This window comes from Bifidobacterium pseudolongum subsp. pseudolongum DSM 20099, from assembly GCF_000771225.1.
Classification (GTDB): Bacteria; Actinomycetota; Actinomycetes; order Actinomycetales; family Bifidobacteriaceae; genus Bifidobacterium; species Bifidobacterium pseudolongum.
On the sequence record NZ_JDTZ01000002.1, the window covers coordinates 74,370 to 92,763 of the forward strand.

Below are 18,394 nucleotides of genomic sequence, written 5' to 3' on the forward strand. Positions count from 1 at the left end.
CCCATGGTACGCGGCCTGTTTTGCCCGTCGCGCACTTTTCACCGATTGGCGTGCCCGACCATTCATTCGCCGCTTGGCGATGCTTCCTCGTCCAACGCACGCAGACGCCTGAGCATGCGCACAAGCTGGCCGTTCTCCAAGCATTCCGCGAGGAACCCCTCATTGCGGCGCTCCCGGTACACCGCCATCGTGATCAGCGCGCACAACAGGCGCGCATCCATCGAATCGACGTTGAGGATGTCAAGACGTACGTCTTTGTCAAGTCCATAGTCGCGCATGGTGTCTAGATAATCCTCGTCGCCTCGGTTGATGACGATGTCGACGAACCCGAGCACCGTCTTGCTGTAGACGCAATAGCCCACACTCGGCAGGCCCATCACGGTGGAGTCCATGAACTCCACATGGTAGAGCGGTTCGCCGCCCATCGTGAACGGCTCGATGAACGACGACAACCAGCGGTAGTCCGCTTGCGCCTTGCACTCTTCGCGCACCATCGCCACCACGTCCACGTAATGGTTGTAGCTGTCACCCTGATCCTCCACCGTGACCACATCGGCCGAACGGTGCGTGCGCTCAGGCAGGCGGTCCTGCGGAATGAGGATGCGGAAACTGTGGTACCGCGCCATTTCAAGCACGGCGGCCACGATATGCGGGCAGATGCGTTTGGCCTGGGCGTCGGCGCACGTGCACACGGTTTTGGCGAGCATATCGTGGCGCATCAGGATATCAACCTGCTCGGTACGCTCGCCGTCGTGCACTTCGATATGCTGGATGCCGAACGCTGTTTCGATCAGGCTGTCCACATGACCGTCGCGGATCAGGGCGGCCCCGCGTTCGAGAGACTCGGGCGACGCCCATTGCGACAGGTCGCGCAATTCACGGCCCACATGGATCGCACTGTCGAGCATGCGTGCGCGCGCGGCGTTGCCGAGCGCGAGCGCGCGCCGGCGTTCGTCGGGAATGTCGAGCGCCTGCTCGGATATCGTCATTTCGACGGTGTCGAGCGCATGGACTCGCAGGGAATCGGTGTTCAATTCGTTGATGCGCACGATGTGCGCGTTCTTGATCTCCGTACCGGGGATGCGGTGCCATGCGCTCACCGGCAACAGCACCTTCGAATTTTCATACAGCACAATGAAATTGCGGCCGATTGACGCGTACCACCATTCGTCCAAGGTGCTGTGCATCGGGTCGCGCACCGCGTCCTTGACGACCTTCCAGCTGGGCAGCCTGTCTTCGGTCGTGCCGAACAGCTCGGCGAGGTTGGTGCGGAACGCCCCCGAATACATGATGCCGCCAGTCACACCGGACGACATCAGCGCGCGGAACGACCGGTAGGTCACCGGCACGGCGTCGATGTCGCACTGCTCGTATACGGTGCCGGGGCCGTAGGTGATGAGCGGATCGTCCCCGCGCAGCGAACCGTCAAGGGTCGGATATTCGCACAGCACCATCGCGCCGCAGTTCGGGCATTGCTCAAGCACGCGCCCCCCCGGCAGCGTGACCCCCACTTCAAAGCCGCAGTCGTAGTTATAATGCGCCAATGACGACGATGGAATGAAACCGAACATCTCGGGACCAGTGTGATGCAGCCCTTTGAGTGGGCCACCGCATACGCATTGCCTTCTGACCACCGGGCGCCTCCTTGTCAGACTGTTCGGCCATGGCGAAGATTCCATTATCCCTGCCAAACCCGAATTCTGCACAGCCGCAGTTCCCTGTGTTCACTGCGAGCGAATCTTACATATATCCAGTCACACGAATACTCAAGTAACTAATTTCAGTATACGCCTTTGTTCGTCCTGAGCAAAACACTCAATACGCCTACGTAGGCGTAACCGGAACGAACAGCGGTATGCCTTCCATACCCGGTGCGCGACATGAACCGGCGTGTTGTAGCGTCAATCGTGTAGTTCCTATAGGTATGAGTGAAGACCGTTCCACACAGGGCACGCCGGCACGCACCGAAGACGGCACGTGCAACGCCGGCATCGTCAAGCAGTATGAGACCCCACTGCACAAGCCGATCAATCCGGACATCAACCTGTTCGACTTCGTTCAAGGCCGCGCCGAGCGCAACCCCGACGGTTCGATGGTCGGGTACAAGGACGCCGACGGTGTCTGGCAGTCGTTCACGGCGGTGGAGTTCCGCGACAAAGTCATCGCGATCGCCAAGGGCCTGATTGGCTGGGGCGCCCGTCCTGGCGAGTCCATTGCGATCATCGCCCACACCCGGTGGGAATGGGTGGCCCTCGACATGGCGATCATGGCGATCGGCTGTGTGACGATTCCCGTGTATGAGACGAATTCCGCCGCACAGATGCGCACCGTGTTCAATGATGCCGAAGTGGTGCTCGTGTTCGCGGAAGACGACACACAGCGCGACAAGGTGGAATCGGTGTCGAATGAATCGCCATCCGTGCGCGCGTCGTTCGTCATCGACTCCGACGCGGTGGACGCGATCATCGCGTTTGGCGCGCATGTGAGCGATGAAGAGTTCACCAGGCGCAAGAACGCCGCGCATGGCGACACGCTCGCCACGATCATCTACACGTCCGGTTCGACCGGCACGCCAAAAGGCGTCGAGATCAGCCACCGCAACATGGCCGCCGAATGCATGCACGCGTTGCAGTACATGCCGCGCGCGATCGACATTCCGGACCGCCGCCTGCTGCTGTTCCTGCCGTTGAGCCACGTCTTCGCGCGCTTCATGGCCACCGTGGCGTTCGCCGGCACCCTCACACTCGGCCTGTCGAGCGACATGAAGACAATCATCAAGGACTTCGAGGAGTTCGGGCCCACCCTGCTGCTCGCCGTGCCGCGCGTGTTCGAAAAAGTGTACAACGCGGCGTCGCAACGCGCGGGCAGCGGCTTCGCCGGCAAGATGTTCCTGCGTGGCGTGGCCGCGGCGCAGGAATGGTCGAAGTACGAGCAGTCCGGCGAGAAGATGCCGCTGTCGGTGAAGATGCGCCACGCGTTCTACGACAAGGTCGTGTACAGCAAGATCCGCACCGTGTTCGGCCCGAACGCCGACTTCGCCATCACCGGCGGCGCGCCGATGGACCCCGACCTCGCGCATTTCTACAACGGCATCGGCATGCCGCTGCTCGAGGGCTATGGCATGACCGAAACGAGTGGCCCGGTGTGCGTGAGCCTGCCGGAGAACAACCACATCGGCACGATCGGCCAGCCGCTGTGCGGCACGACGGTCGGCATCGCGGAAGACGGCGAACTGTGCTTCAAGGGCGACTGCGTGTGCACGGGCTACCACAACCAACCGGAAGTCACCAACCAGCAGATCGTGGACGGCTGGCTGCACACCGGCGACTTGGGTGACGTGGACGACGAGGGCTTCATCACCCTCACCGGCCGCAAAAAGGACCTCATCATCACCGCCGGCGGCAAGAACGTCTCCCCCGGCCAGCTCGAGACGACCGTCATGACGTCTCCCGTCGTGGCGCAATGCCTCGTGATCGGCGACCGCAAGCCGTTCATCGCGGCGCTCGTCACGCTCGACCTCGCCGACGCCAACGCATGGCTCGCCTCGCAGGGCGCGGCCACCGCCAATTCGCTCGAGGAGCTGTCGAAGAACCCGATCGTGCACGCCGAGGTCGAACGCATCGTCAACAAGGCGAACGAAGGCGTCTCGCGCGCAGAGTCGATCCGCAAGTTCGAGATCCTGCCCGACGAGTTCACACAGGAGAACGGCATGCTCACGGCGAGCCTCAAGTCTCGCCGCGCGCAGATCGTGGACCACTACCGCAAGCTCATCGACACCGTGATCTACGTGCCGCGCAAGAAGTGATGCGCGGGTAACGACCCTCATATGGTTTGGGGCCCACACCATCCACAATGGTGTGGGCCCCAAACCATATGAGGAATGGGTCAGGCGCTCGCCGCTCGGCGTGCCGACATGCGGAACGCCGCGAAGAGGCAGATCCAGGCCGCGCAGACGATGGCGAGCATGACCGCGAAGGTCCATGTGCCGCCGACGGCGGTCGCATGGGCGAACGCAGGGGTGTGCTCGGCGCCCGCACCGGCCTGCGCGATGGCGAACACGGTCGAGAACAGCGTGGTGCCCGCGGCGCCACCGAACTGGAGCGCCGTGTTGAACACGGCGTTGCCGTCCGGGGTGAATTCGCGGTGGATGCCGTTGATCGCGTCCGTCATGATATTCGAGAAACCGAGTGCATACCCCACGCCGAACACGAAGTAGAACAGCGCGAGCAGCACCGGTGTCAGATGCATCGAGAAGGCGAGCATGAGGGCAATCGCCGCGATGCAACACGCGAACGCGATGAGGATCGGTCGCGTGGGGCCATGTTTGTCGTACAGCATACCGCCCACCGGCGCGAAGAACGCGCCAATGAGGGCGCCGGGCAAGACGAGCATGCCGGCCACAAGCGCATTGGTATGCAGCGAAAGCTGGGCGAGGTTCGTGATCACGTAGCCGAATCCGATGCCCACCATCGGCAGCATCGTGTACGGCAATAAGTGCAACAGCACAACCGGGTCACGCAGCCAACCCAAGCGGATGAGCGGTGAGAAGGACCGGCGTGACGACCATGCGAAGAAGACGAGCGCGCCCACGCCGGCCACAAGACTCACCGCAGCGATTGCGGCCGCCGGATCCCATGCACCGCCCGCGACCGCGGTACTGACGGCGACGCCCGTCTGGTTGAGCGCAAGGATGAGTCCCGAAAGCCCGATCACAATGGCAACGAATTGGAGTGGGTTGAGCTCGGTGGGCTGCGTGGGGCGTGTCTGGCGGATGCAGAGGAGACCGATGGGCAGCGACACCAAGAGCACAATCGGAATGACAATCACGAAGATGCTGCGCCACGGCAGCACGCTCGCCACCGCTCCGCCAACGGTCGGCCCGATCGCTGGGGCCACGGTGATAACGAGCGATCCGACGCCCATCAGCCGCCCGACCTTCGACCGTGGGGATTGTTCGAGGATGATGTTGATCATCAACGGCGTGGCGATGCCGGAACCCATGCCTTGGACCACGCGGGCGCACAGGATCACGGGGAACGAGTGCCCTACGATCATGAGACAGGATCCGAGCACGGCGAAGATGACCGCCGCGATGAATGTGGACTTCATGGTGAACCGGCGGTTGAGGTACGACGAAATCGGCATCGTCACACCCACAACAAGCAGGTAAATGGTGGTGATCCACTGCACGGTAGCTGTATCCACATGGAATTCGGTCATGAGCTCAGGGAACAGCACTGTCATGACCGTTTCGGTGAGGATGCCGATGAAGGCGAGCGACCCCACTGACACGATAGAGCCGATGAGGTGTTTGGGGATTCGCTCCGGGCCGGAGGCCACCGCTTCCCTCCCCTGATGCACCTGTGTTCCTTGAGGCTGTTGCCCGTTCACGCATGAGCTCCTTTCTTCACCGACTATGGTACGGCTGTTACGGTTCGTGTTCAGCAGGCACGTCCGTTCCATGCAGGATGCTGCGGATGCCTTCCAGCCGCTGCCCCACCTCACGTTCGTATCCGCGCCCATTGGGATGGTAGTATTCCCGCCCAACCAATTCGTCGGGCATGTATTGCTGGGCGGCCACCGCGCCCGGTGAGTCATGGGCGTACTGGTACCCTTCGTGGTTGCCCCAACTCTTCATCAACGCCGTGGGCGCGTTGCGCAGATGCAATGGCACTTGGCCGATCCTGCCGGCGTCGACATCCGCGAGCGCCTCGTTGATCGCCATGTAGCTCGCGTTCGATTTGGGCGCGGTGGCCACGGCGATCGCCGCTTCCGAAAGGATGATGCGCGCTTCGGGCATGCCGATCATCGCCACCGCCTGAGCCGCCGCGACCGTGACCTGCAGCACCTGCGGCGCCGCCATGCCGACTTCCTCGGATGCTGCAATCATGATGCGCCGGGCGATGAACCGGGGATCCTCACCTGCCCTCAGCATGCGGGCGAGATAGTGGAGCGTGGCATCCACATCGGACCCACGCATCGATTTGATGAAGGCCGAAATCACATCGTAGTGGTCGTCGCCGTCTTTGTCGTACCGAACGGTGGCCACGTCCATGACCTGGGCGACGGTCTGGGCGGTGATCACACGCTCGTCACCGTCGCCGAGTGCACCGGCGGCCGCTTCGAGGATCGTCAACGACTTGCGCGCGTCGCCGCCGGCCATGCGCACGATGTCGTCGAGCGCATCCCCGTCAAGCCGCACGGTGCCGTTGAGCCCGCGGGCGTCGCGCACGGCACGGGTGATGACCTTGCGCAATTCGGTGTCGGTGAGCGATTCGAGCTTGACGACGACCGATCGGCTCAGCAACGGTTTGATCACCGAGAAGCTCGGGTTCTCCGTAGTGGCGGCGATGAAGGTGACATCACGGTTCTCCACGCTCGGCAGCAATGCGTCCTGCTGCGATTTCGAGAACCGGTGCACTTCGTCGATGAACAGCACCGTCTCGCGGCCCTGTGCGATGAGGCGTTCGTGGGCGCGCGCAAGCACCTCGCGCACATCCTTGACACCCGATGTGACGGCGGACAGCTCCTCGAAGGCGCGCCCAGATTGGTGGGCCACAATGTACGCGAGTGTCGTCTTGCCCACACCGGGAGGCCCGAAGAGGATGACCGAACTGGGTGCGGTGAGCGAGCCGGTGGACGCCGGATCCGCCAACCGGCGCAACGGGGAACCAGGACGCAGCACGCGGGACTGCCCGATCACCTCGTCGAGTGTGTCGGGACGCATGCGCACGGCCAGTGGACGCACCACCTCGTCGCCGGCCTCTGTCGTGGAAAACAAATCTTCGGTCATGGGCCCAGTGTACCGCCCGGCAGACAATCGAACAAATGTTCGACATGCGGTGGGTGTATGCGCGCACGCCTCTGGTTACACTGGAGACCATGGCAGATGATGAGATGATGTATGGTTCGCTGGGGCGCTTGGCCCCGGCCTGGGGCAGCGACGAAACGCTGGACGGCGACGAGATCTATGAGCGCTTTTTCGCGTGGGTGCGCGACACGAAAGGCATCAATCCCTGGCCGCATCAGGAAGAGGCGATCATGGACCTGCTCGCCGGCGACCATGTGGTGCTCAACACCCCCACCGGTTCGGGCAAATCGCTCGTGGCCCTCGGCATGCATTTCGCCGCGCTGTGCACATCGAGGCGCTCCTATTACACCGCGCCGATCAAAGCCCTCGTCTCCGAGAAGTTCTTCGACCTCGTCGAGGTGTTCGGCCGCGACAACGTCGGGATGATCACCGGGGACTCGCACATCAACCCGGACGCGCCGATCATCTGCTGCACCGCGGAGATCCTGGCGAACCAAGCCCTGCGCGAGGGCTCGCACGCGGACATCGGGTGTGTGGCGATGGACGAATTCCACTTCTACGGCGACCCCGAGCGCGGTTGGGCATGGCAGGTGCCGCTGCTCACCCTGCCCCAGACCCAATTCCTGCTCATGAGCGCCACGCTCGGCAACGTGGACGCCATCGCGCGCAAACTCGAGCAAATGACAGATGCCGATGTGGATATCATCGCCGATGCGCCGCGTCCGGTACCGCTGACCTACGAATACACGCTCCAGCCGCTCGAGCGCACGGTGGAACACGCGTTCACCAACGGCGAGACACCGATCTATGTGGTGCATTTCTCGCAGGACGCCGCGCTTGACACCGCACAGTCGCTCGCGAGCGCTGGCGTGTCCAGCAAGGAGCAGCGCAAGGCGATCGCCGATGTGATCGCCGGCACCCGCTTCACCACCGCATTCGGCAAGATCCTGCAGCGCCTGCTGCGCAATGGGGTGGGCATCCATCACGCCGGCATGCTGCCACGCTACCGCCGCCTCGTCGAACAACTCGCGCAGCAGGGCCTGTTGCCGGTGATCTGCGGCACCGACACCCTTGGCGTGGGCATCAATGTGCCGATCCATTCCGTGGTGCTCACCCAACTGACCAAGTTCGACGGCACGCGCATGCGCAAGCTGCGCGCCCGCGAATTCCACCAGATCGCAGGCAGAGCCGGACGCATGGGTTTCGACACCGAAGGACTCGTGATCGCCGAGGCCCCCGAATACGAGATCGAGAACGCGAAGGCGGTGGCCAAAGCGGGCGATGATCCGAAGAAGCTGCGCAAGATCAAACGCAAGAAGGCGCCCGAAGGATTTGTGACATGGAACGAGTCAACGTTCGACAAGCTCATCGACGCCGCTCCCGAGACCCTGGTGCCGCATATGAAGGTGACGCATTCGATGGTGCTCAATGAAGTGGCCCAAGGCGGTGACGCGCGGGCACGCGTGGACCGTCTCATCGATGATTCCCAACAGACCGAGGAACAGAAGGACAAACTGCACACCCGCGCCGACGAGATCTTCCAGACATTGTTCGACACCGATGTGATCGAGGTCGTGGAGAACCCGGACGGTTCCAAGGACTACATGACAACGGTGGACCTGCCGAGTGATTTCGCACTCGACCAGCCGTTGAGCCCCTTCCTGCTCGCGGCCTTGGAACTGCTCGACCCGGAAAGCGACACGTATGCGCTCGACGTTATCTCAATGGTGGAGAGCACGCTCGAAGACCCCAAACAGGTGCTCCGCGCGCAGGAACGGCAGGCCCGGGACACCGCGATGGCCGAGATGAAGGCCGACGGCATGGATTACGACGAGCGCATGGAACGCCTGCAGGAGATCACCTACCCCAAGCCATTGGCCGACATGCTCGACGCCGCGTTCGACGAATACCGCCACGATGTGCCGTGGGCCAATGATTATTGGCTGAGCCCCAAATCCGTGGTGCGCGACATGGTGGAAACCGCTTCGGATTTCACGAGTTACATCGCCCGCTACAACATCGCGCGCTCGGAGGGCACATTGCTGCGGTACCTTTCCGACGCCTACCGTGTGCTCGCACGCACGGTGCCCCCGGAGAAACGCGATGACCGGCTTGACGACATCATCGCGTGGCTGCGCGTGGTCGTGCGCTCGATCGATTCGAGCCTCGTCGACGAATGGGAGAACGCCGGGGCGCTCGAGGCGAGCGCCGAGGCGGCGACGCTCGCGGCTCCGGCCGGCGCGGAGGCTGTGATCGAGGACCGCCGCGGCTTCACGGTGCTCGTGCGCAATGCGCTGTTCCGCCGCGTGCAGCTCATCGACCTCGACAGGCCCGACGAGCTTGGCGAACTCGACAAGGAATGGCATTATGGCGTGCACGAATGGGAGGACGTGTTGGATGCGTTCTACGACGACCATGAGTATGTCAATACCGACATGAAGGCGCGCGGAGGCGCGTTCGTGACCATCGACGACCGGCACGAGAAGGACGAGCACACATGGGCCATCCGTCAGGTGCTCGACGATTCCGATGGGGACCACAACTGGGCCATCACCGGCGTCATCGACCTCGACGCCTCACAGGAACGTGGCGAAGTGGTCTTTGTGGACTATGCGGTGCGCAACATGCTTGACGCGGGCTGATACGTCAGTCCGCGCTCAGGCGTCGCAGCGTCTCCACGCGGTCCACGTCAAGCGGGGGCCATGTCATGTTCATGTTCTTCATCGTCGTGCGCAGCAGTTCGGAGACGACGATGCGCGAATACCAGCGTTTGTCGGCCGGTACAAGGAACCATGGCGCGTATGGCGTGCTCGTGCGCTCGAACACGTCTTGCCACGCCTGCATGTAATCGTCCCACCGGTCGCGCGCGTCAAGGTCGCTCGCATCGAATTTCCAATATTTGCGTGGATCGTCCAGACGGTCGATGAAATGCCGTCGCTGCGCCTCCTTGCTGGAGACGAGGAATATCTTGATCACCGAACAGCCGCCCGACACCAGATTGCGTTCGAACTCGTTGACCTCGGCGTATCTGGCCTGCCACACCTCTTCGGGGAAGGTGCCATACACGTGGGGCATCACGATGTCCTCGTACTGCGACCTGTCGAAGATCGAGATCCACCCGTGCGCCGGCAGTTCCCGGCGGATGCGCCAGAGGTAATGGTGCTTCTGCTCCTCCGCATTGGGCGCGCCGAATCCGTGGTAGTGGATGCCCATCGGGTCGACCTGACTGAACACATGGCGCACGATGCCGCCTTTGCCCGAAGCGTCCATGCCTTGCAGGATGATGAGCAGCCGCCGGTGGTCGCCACGCACGCCGTTGGCGTACATCAACCGTTGGTAGCGTGCTATCTCACCGGCGCTGAGCACGTTGAACCGTTCGCCATCATCCTGGTCCCCCTCGAATCCGGGCGTGGCGGCTGCGTCGAGTTCCGTCAGCTGCATGCCGGTGTGGAACCGCAGCAGCTGCGCAGGGGGCAGTGTCCATACCGAGCTGAGCATCTCACTTGACTTGGCCGCCAACGCGAGCCGTTGGGCGATCTGCGTGCTGCGGTTCGCCTCACTCGTACGGTCCTCGGCTTTGCGGATCGTCCTTCGGATTGCCTTGCTTCGCTTGTCTTTCGCCATGGCACCAGTGTAGTCCTGTCTGGCGCCCATGCGCAGCCGGGAGCAACAATGGTTGAGGCCGTCACCCGTGATCTGGGTGACGGCCTCAACCGATGGCAATGCCCTGCGGATGTTTGGACTACTTGCGCTTGCCCTTCTTCCCCTTACGCGGGTATGGGAAGCGGACGTGTCCGGAATTCTGGCCGTTGTTCCCTGATCCCTTGTGACGCACTTGGATCTGGCTTTCCGGCTGGGTCTCGTCGAATCCCTGCGTGTAGCGGGTGCGGCGCCAATTGTGGATCGAGGCGTTCGATCCACGGTGATGCACGTGGTAGGTGCGCTGCGCGCCGCCGAGCGGGCGTTCCTCGCGAGCCACGGCGATCTGGTTGGCGTTCGACGGGTCCATGATCGCGATCGGCGCGACCGGCTCCGCCTCCGTTGGGGCGAGCGTGCGCTTCTGCATGTGCGATGGGAGCCATTCGGCCAGACGCGAGAGCAGCCAGCAGACGATGAAGTAGATCACCGCGGCCACCACGAGCGTCTGCAGGATGTCGAAGTACATCGAGCCGAGTCGGCGCGATTCCTGCAGCAGGTCGGTGTACATGATGATCGAGCCGAGCGCCGTGTCCTTGAGCACCACGACGAGCTGTGTCACCGCGGCCGGCAACATGGCGTAGATCGCCTGCGGGACCTCCACGCTCATGAGCGACTGCGTGCGCGTCAGCCCAAGAGCCACGGCGGCCTCGTGCTGGCCGTTGGGCAGATTGCCCACACCCGAACGCACGAGCTCGGCGACCACGGAACCGTTGTAGAGCACAAGCGAGATCACAACGGACCAATACGCCGGGCTCGGCAGGTCGAGGAACGCGAACGCACGCCAGAAGAAGATCATCATGATCAGCACTGGCACGGCGCGGCAGAACTCGATGACAATCGCGCAGATATTGCGCACGACCACGTTGGGGATGAGTCGGCCGATGCCGAACAGCAGACCGAACACGACGGCGCCGATGACCGCGAGGAACGTGGCGCGCAGTGTGGCCCACAGACCGGGAAGATAGAAATCGCTCCAGGCCTCGCCGTCAAGCGCCGGCTTCCACAGTTCCCAACTGAGCTGGTTTTCACCCTCCGGCGGATTGTACAAACGGACCAGAATGAGCACAAGCACCGCGAGGAACACAATCGCGGCGGTCCAGTTGATGACGCGGATGCGTTTGCGCATGCGCGGGCCGGGCTGGTCGAAGAGCAGCGCGCTTTCATTGGATGCAGCCATGGGTCACCTCCGTACCGCGAGTTTGTTGGACAGGTATGTGGTCAGCACGCCGATCGGAATGATCAGGATCACATAGCCGAACGCGAAGATGAGGAAGATCTGCACGATCACGTCGGGGCGGAACTCGATCATCTCGCTCATGAGTGACGACGTTTCGGTGGCCACCGACGCCGCCGCGGCAACGGTCGAGTTCTTGAGCAACGCGATGAGCGTGTTGCCCAACGGTGCGACCGAGCCGCGCAATGCCTGCGGCATGATGATCAGCGTGGCGGACTGCATGAAGTTGAGGCCCATCGCGCGGGCCGCTTCAGCCTGACCGAGCGGCACGGTGTTGATGCCGGAACGCAGCGATTCGCACACGAATGCCGCCGTGTACAGGCTCAGGCCCACCACGGCGAGCCAGAAGAAGTTCGTGTCGAAATTGTCCGAGAAACTGATCTTGAGCTGGGCGAACACGCCAAGCACCATGAACACCATGATGATCGTCAATGGCATGTTCTTGAACAGCTCCACGTAGCCGGCGGCCACGCGGCGCATCGATGAGATCGGCGAGATGCGCATCACCACGAGGATGATGCCCAGAATGGCCGAGAAGATTGCCGACCAGAATGTCAGTTCGAGATTGACAAGGAACGCAGCCGGCACATTGTACGACTGGAACAGTGACAGAAATCCGTCCATGTGATCACTCCCCTTCGTCCGGTGTCGGCGGGTTGTACTTCGGGTCCGGCCTGTATCCGGTGCCCTTCGTGTTCGTCTCGATCGCGCGTTCCCATTCGCCCGTCTTGATCATCTCTTCGATCGCGTCGTTGATCTTCGTGGCGAATTCCTTGCTGTCGGCGTCCTTCTTGATGCCGACGCCGTAGTATTCCTGCGTGAACGGCTTGCCGACCACCTTGAGCTTGCCGCGCGAGGCCGCGGCCAGACCGGCGAGGATGATGTCATCGGTCGTCACGGCGTCCACGATGCCCGAAAGCAATGCGGTGGCGCATTCGGCGTAGCCCGGCTGCTCCATGAGCTGCACTTCCTTGGCGAACTTCTCCTTGACCACTTTGGCCGAGGTCGAGCCGGTCACCGAGCACAGGCGCTTGCCGTTGAGGTCCTGCGGACCGGTGATGCCCTTTTCGTTGGACCGGATGAGCAGGTCCTGGCCGGCCACGAAATACGGGCCCGCGAAGTCCACGGCCTTCTTGCGTTCGTCGGTGATCGAGTACGATGCGAGGATCATGTCGACGTCACCGTTCTGCAGCATGGCCTCACGCTGCTTGCTCGGCGCCTCCTTGAACTCGATTTCGGCGTCGGTGTAGCCGAGCTGGTTCGCGATGTAGCGCGCCACATCCACATCGAAGCCCTCATAGGTGCCGGATTTCTTGAATCCAAGTCCCGGCTGGTCGAATTTGATGCCCACCTTGATCGTGTGGTCACTGCTGCCCGACGCCGAGCCGCAGGCGGCCACGGACGCCACACAGGCCGTTGCGCACAACGCCGCAACCACCCCGCGGCATACGCGGCGCAATGTTGTTGTTCTTACCATGTGTCTTCCATCTTCCTTCAGTCCGACCGGCTCCGCGGTCAGTGCGTGAGAATCTTCGACAGGAACTCCTGGGCTCGTGCCGTCTGCGGATGTTCGAAGAACTCGTCCGGTGTGCCGCGCTCCAGAATCTGGCCGTCGGCCATGAAAATGATCTTGTCGGCGGCCTTGCGCGCGAAGCCCATCTCGTGCGTCACGCACAGCATCGTCATGCCCTCGTGCGCGAGCTCCACCATCACGTCGAGCACCTCATTGACCATTTCGGGGTCGAGTGCCGAAGTGGGCTCGTCGAACAGCATGACCTTGGGGTGCATGGCGAGCGCACGCGCGATCGCGACGCGCTGCTGCTGACCACCCGAAAGCTGCGAAGGCATCTTGCTGGCCTGGGAGTCGACGCCCACACGGGCCAGCAGATCCATCGCCTCACGTTCGGCCTGGGTCTTGTCCATATGGCGCACCTTGATCGGCGCAAGCGTCACGTTCTCGAGAATCGTCTTGTTGGCGAAGAGGTTGAAGGACTGGAAGACCATACCCACTTCGGCGCGCAACTGCGCAAGTCCCTTGCCTTCCTGCGGCAACGGCTGGCCGTCGATGCGGATGACGCCCGAATCAATCGTCTCGAGACGGTTGATGGTGCGGCACATGGTGGATTTGCCGGAGCCCGAGGGGCCGACGATCACGAGGACCTCGCCCTTCTTGACCTTGAGGTTGATGTCGCGCAGCACATGCAGGTTGCCGTAGTGCTTTTCCACATGCTCGAGTTCGACGAGGTAGTTGCCGTCGTCTTCCCGGGCAGCGTTCTGTTGTGTTTCATTGAGTATTGTCATAAAGGCATAGTGTATGGCGAGCATGTAACAGACAACGCACGAATAGGCTTTGTTCGCTAAGCACTAATTTTTCCGCTCGTCTCCCCCATGGCCATGCGCTCAGACCGCCTCTTCCTCATTCACGAGGAACTGCGTGGCCTCGGCGAGTGCCGTCGCACGGTCCTTACCGGTGAAGGCGTGGCCCAGGTCGGTGTACAGGCTCGCCTCGCAGTTCGGCATCGCCGCGCTGTAGTTGGCTGCGATATGCGGACCGATCACTGCATCGTCCTTGCCTTGGATCACGAGCGCCGGGCCGTGGAACATCGCGGTTGTCTCATAAATCGGCAGCATTTGGGCAATGCGCACGGTTTTGCCGGCGACCGTCTGTCCGCCGGCGAGTGTGATCCGCCGTGGCACACGGTTCACGTCGAACGGTGTGCCGAGCAGTTCGCCGCGCAGCGCGTCGTCCTTGAGCGACGCAGCCGGCGCGAGCATGACGAGCGTGTGGATGACGTCGGCGAACATGCCGGCGGTCATGCCGGCCACCACACCGCCCTGCGAATGGCCGAGCAGCGATATCTCCAGCGGGTCGTAGGCGTCACGCACATGGTTCAGGACCGCGATGGCGTCTTCGATCTGGTTGAATACGTCGGAGTCCTCGAACGCGCCTTCGCTGCGGCCGCGGCCGTTGAAGTCGAACCGCACGCATGTCATGCCATGCGCGGTGAGGGCATCGCTGATGTCCTGATAGAGGTCGCCTGGTTTGACACCCATGTCGCGCAGGAACCCGTGCATGCAGATCACCACGCGGTCGTGCGTGGAGCCCTGCGGATACTCCACATGACCTTGCAACGTGAGTCCATCACGCGCCACGGTGAAATCTTCGCTGACGACCTGTGCCATACTGCCTCCTCGACTGCCTGCAAAACCAGTCCCATCGTAACGACGCCCCTCGGGGCCACGCACGGATTCAAGCTCTCAGCTCACAGCGGCCCTGAACATTGTGGGAGGGCCCCATCACGCAGATGCGTGATGGGGCCCTCCCACAATGTTCAGTCAGCGGCGATCAGTCCTCGTCGTCCGGATCGTAATCCACGCCGGTCTCGGCGCGCTGTTCGTCGCTGATCGGCGCCGGCGCCCCGGTGAGCGGGTCGCGGCCGCCACCGGCCTTCGGAAAGGCGATCACGTCGCGGATCGAATCGGCGCCGGCGAGCAGCGCCACCGTGCGGTCCCAGCCCAGCGCGATGCCCGCGTGCGGCGGCGCACCGTACTTGAACGCCTCGAGCAGGAAGCCGAACTTGTCATTGGCCTCTTCAGGCGTGATGCCGAGCACCTTGAGCACACGGTCCTGGATGTCGTCGCGGTGGATACGCACCGAGCCGCCGCCCATCTCGTTGCCGTTGCACACGATGTCGTAGGAATCGCTCATCGCATGCTCGGGATCCTCGTCGAACGTGTCGATCCAATCCTTCGACGGCATCGTGAATGGGTGGTGCATCGACGTCCACTTGGAGTGGCCGACGGCCACGTCGTCGTCATCCGGGTCGTCGGTGCGCTTGAACAGTGGGAAGTCCACGACCCACGTGAACGCGAAGTCGTCCGGCTTGAGCAGGCCGGCGCGCTCGGCGAGCTCGACGCGCACGGCGCCGAGCAGCAGCTGCGACGATTCACGGGCGCCCGCCGCGAAGAACACGGCGTCGCCTTCCTCGGCGCCCACAGCCTCCATGAGGCCGGCGCGCTCCGCTTCCGAAAGGTTCTTGGCCACAGGGCCCTTGAGCTCCCCGCCCTCGGCGAAGACCACATACGCAAGGCCCTTGGCGCCGCGCTGCTTGGCCCAATCCTGCCATGCGTCGAACTGGCGGCGAGGCGTGTCGGCGCCGCCCTTGAACAGCACCGCGCCCACGTACGGCGCCTGGAACACGCGGAACGGTGTGTCCTTGAAGTAGTCGGTGAGTTCCACAAGCTCGTTGCCGAACCGCAGGTCGGGCTTGTCGGAACCGTACTTGTCCATGGCGTCCTGCCAGGTGATGCGCTGGATTGGCAGCGAGACCTCGTAGCCGTCGGCCTTCCAGATCGCGGCGATGACCTGCTCGGCCATGGCCATCACGTCTTCCTGGTCCACGAACGCCATCTCCATGTCGAGCTGCGTGAACTCAGGCTGGCGGTCAGCGCGAAAGTCCTCGTCACGGTAGCAGCGCGCGAACTGGTAGTAGCGTTCCACGCCGGCCACCATGAGCAGCTGCTTGAGCAGCTGCGGCGACTGCGGCAGGGCATACCACGAACCCGGAACGAGACGTGCAGGCACCACGAAGTCACGCGCGCCTTCCGGCGTGGACTTGATCATCGTGGGGGTTTCGACCTCGGTGAACCCGAGCTTGTCGAGTTCGGTGCGCGCGGCGCGCATCATGTCGGAACGCAGCGTGATGTTGCGGCTCATCGCCGGGCGGCGCAGGTCGAGGTAACGGTACTTGAGGCGCACATCCTCGCCCGGCAGCTTCGTCTCGGACTCGTTCTCGAGGGCCGTGGACACCTGGAACGGCAGTGCATCGGACTTGGCGAGCACTTCGATGCGCTCCGCCACGACCTCGACCTTGCCGGTGGCCAGATGCGTGTTCTCGTTGCCTTCCGGGCGCAGACGGACCGTGCCCTCCACCTGGATCACATACTCGCTGCGCAGCGGGCGAGCCATCTCCTCATCATTGATGACCACCTGCACCAAACCGGTGTTGTCTCGCAGGTCGATGAACGCCACGCCACCGTGGTCACGGCGACGGTCCACCCATCCGGCGAGGGTGACATGCTCGCCGACAAGGGCTTCCGTCACGTCGGTGGCATGGTGTGTGCGATAAGCCGTCTGGCTCATACTTCCTCTATTCCTGATTCTGTTATTCCGTATTGGATTGGTCGTATTGGTTGGGAACGCGGCGAACCAGTCACCGGCGCCCTGCTGTCAGGATCGCGCCGAACCGGCCACGGCCACCGTTTGCTGGGCATACACAGTATCGGGCTCCCACGACTGCGCGTCGGCGCCCACCTGCTCGCCCGTGACGATGTTCTTGACCTCGTCCGGGCCGTCGTTCGTGGGGTCCTCGTTCGGGAACCACACATACGGGATGCCGAGCTTGTCGGCATACTTGATCTGCTTGCCCAGTTTGGCTGCGGTCGGCGCCACGTCGGCGGCGATGCCACGCGCACGCAGCGCACGGGCGATCGCGTTCGAATCCCCACGGTTCTCTTCGTTCCACACGGCCACGAGCACGCAGGCCGGCGAAACGCGGCTCGCGGTGGCGCCTGCGCTGTGCAGCATGTACGACACGAGGCGCGACAGGCCGATGGACAGGCCCACGCCCGGGTATGTGCGGTTGCCCTGAGACGCGAGGTTGTCGTAGCGGCCGCCCGAGCAGATCGAGCCGAGCGAATCCGCGCCGTCAAGGAACGTCTCATACACGGAACCCGTGTAGTAATCGAGGCCGCGCGCGATCTTGAGGTCGGCAATGACCGAGCCGGGGCGGATATGCGCCGCCTCGTCGACGATCATCGTCAAGGTGTCGAGGCCTTCCTTGGCCATCGCGTAGTCCTCGCCGCCCATGTCGATGTGGTGGATCTCGCACAGGCCGTTGAACCGGTCGATGAGTTCGCCGCCGTCGGCCGCCGTGATGCCGGCGAGCTCGAGGCACGCACGCGCCTGATCCTCGCTCGCGCCGCACGTGGTGACGAGCAGACGCACGACCTCGTCGGCACCCACCTTGTCGAACTTGTCGATCTCGCGCAGCACGCCTTCGATGTCGGTCAGGCCCAGGCCACGGTAGAAGCCTTCGGAAAGCTTGCGGTTGTTGGCGTGCACAGTGGCCTTGGGAAGCCCGTACTGGCGCAGTTCCTCGAGCGCGCCCACCATGACGAGCGGCAGTTCGACCTCGTAGTGCTCAGGCAGCGTGCCTTCGCCCACCACGTCGATGTCGGCCTGCACGAATTCACGGAAACGGCCTTCCTGCGGCCGTTCGCCACGCCACACCTTCTGGATCTGCCAGCGCTTGAACGGGAACGGCAGTTCGCCGGAATGCTCCACCACATAGCGGCTCAGCGGCACTGTCAGGTCGAAATGCAGGCCGAGCCTACGCTCGACCGGCGTCTCGGACTCATGCCCCACCTCCTGCAACCGCGACAGCAGATAGATCTCCTTGCTTGTCTCGCCTTTCTTCAGCAAGCTCGAGCCGGGCTCGATGGCGCGGGTCTCTATGCCCACAAACCCATTGAGTTCGAAGACCGAACGGAGCGTGTCGATGACACGCTGCTCCACCACGCGTTCCGCGGGGAGCCACTCTGGAAAACCTGAAATTGATGCACCTTTTGCCACGTGACACCATAATAAG

Annotated in this window: 13 protein-coding genes; 2 read left to right on the forward strand and 11 right to left on the reverse strand. The window is 63.0% G+C overall.

Annotated elements, in window-relative coordinates; genetic code table 11:
• Positions 1-62: 62 nt before the first annotated feature.
• Positions 63-1,571, reverse strand: a complete 1,509-nt coding sequence (locus OU02_RS00395) for a DUF6508 domain-containing protein (RefSeq protein ID WP_238551883.1) — start codon at positions 1,569-1,571, stop codon at positions 63-65.
• A gap of 353 nt (positions 1,572-1,924) precedes the next feature.
• Between OU02_RS00395 and OU02_RS00400 the strand changes: the two genes are divergently transcribed.
• Positions 1,925-3,805, forward strand: a complete 1,881-nt coding sequence (locus OU02_RS00400; RefSeq protein ID WP_051918191.1) for an AMP-dependent synthetase/ligase — start codon at positions 1,925-1,927, stop codon at positions 3,803-3,805.
• Between the two features lie 80 nt (positions 3,806-3,885).
• Here the strand turns inward: OU02_RS00400 and OU02_RS00405 are convergent, their stop codons facing one another.
• Positions 3,886-5,463: an MFS transporter gene (locus tag OU02_RS00405; protein ID WP_080720454.1), complete on the reverse strand. Its 1,578-nt coding sequence runs from the start codon at positions 5,461-5,463 to the stop codon at positions 3,886-3,888.
• Positions 5,429-6,793, reverse strand: coding sequence for a replication-associated recombination protein A (locus OU02_RS00410; RefSeq protein WP_033488281.1), 1,365 nt, complete (start codon positions 6,791-6,793; stop codon positions 5,429-5,431). The genes OU02_RS00405 and OU02_RS00410 overlap by 35 nt, the downstream gene beginning before the upstream one ends.
• A gap of 89 nt (positions 6,794-6,882) precedes the next feature.
• Here OU02_RS00410 and OU02_RS00415 point away from each other — a divergent pair, with 89 nt between their 5' ends.
• The gene (locus OU02_RS00415) at positions 6,883-9,453 is read left to right on the forward strand and encodes a DEAD/DEAH box helicase (protein WP_033488517.1); all 2,571 of its coding nucleotides are present in this window, start codon (positions 6,883-6,885) and stop codon (positions 9,451-9,453) included.
• Between the two features lie 4 nt (positions 9,454-9,457).
• Here OU02_RS00415 and OU02_RS00420 read toward each other — a convergent pair whose 3' ends face one another.
• The 8 genes from OU02_RS00420 to hisS all read right to left on the reverse strand — a co-directional run bounded on the left by OU02_RS00420 (position 9,458) and on the right by hisS (position 18,378).
• Complete coding sequence (locus OU02_RS00420; RefSeq protein ID WP_033488282.1) at positions 9,458-10,435, reverse strand: PPK2 family polyphosphate kinase; 978 nt, start codon at positions 10,433-10,435, stop codon at positions 9,458-9,460.
• A 118-nt stretch (positions 10,436-10,553) separates the two neighbouring features.
• On the reverse strand, positions 10,554-11,687 hold the full coding sequence (locus tag OU02_RS00425) for an amino acid ABC transporter permease (protein ID WP_080720453.1): 1,134 nt from the start codon (positions 11,685-11,687) through the stop codon (positions 10,554-10,556).
• Between the two features lie 3 nt (positions 11,688-11,690).
• Entirely contained in the window at positions 11,691-12,368 is a 678-nt protein-coding gene (locus tag OU02_RS00430) for an amino acid ABC transporter permease (protein ID WP_022857720.1), read from the reverse strand.
• Positions 12,369-12,372: 4 nt separating this feature from the next.
• Complete coding sequence (locus OU02_RS00435) at positions 12,373-13,221, reverse strand: glutamate ABC transporter substrate-binding protein (protein WP_033488283.1); 849 nt, start codon at positions 13,219-13,221, stop codon at positions 12,373-12,375.
• A 38-nt stretch (positions 13,222-13,259) separates the two neighbouring features.
• On the reverse strand, positions 13,260-14,045 hold the full coding sequence (locus tag OU02_RS00440) for an amino acid ABC transporter ATP-binding protein (protein WP_033488284.1): 786 nt from the start codon (positions 14,043-14,045) through the stop codon (positions 13,260-13,262).
• Between the two features lie 99 nt (positions 14,046-14,144).
• Positions 14,145-14,927 (reverse strand): alpha/beta hydrolase family protein, encoded by a 783-nt coding sequence (locus OU02_RS00445; protein WP_033488285.1) that lies wholly within the window; start codon positions 14,925-14,927, stop codon positions 14,145-14,147.
• 163 nt (positions 14,928-15,090) lie between these two features.
• Positions 15,091-16,887: an aspartate--tRNA ligase gene (gene aspS, locus OU02_RS00450; RefSeq protein ID WP_022857724.1), complete on the reverse strand. Its 1,797-nt coding sequence runs from the start codon at positions 16,885-16,887 to the stop codon at positions 15,091-15,093.
• Between the two features lie 87 nt (positions 16,888-16,974).
• Entirely contained in the window at positions 16,975-18,378 is a 1,404-nt protein-coding gene (gene hisS, locus OU02_RS00455; RefSeq protein WP_033488286.1) for a histidine--tRNA ligase, read from the reverse strand.
• Between the last annotated feature and the right edge of the window lie 16 nt (positions 18,379-18,394).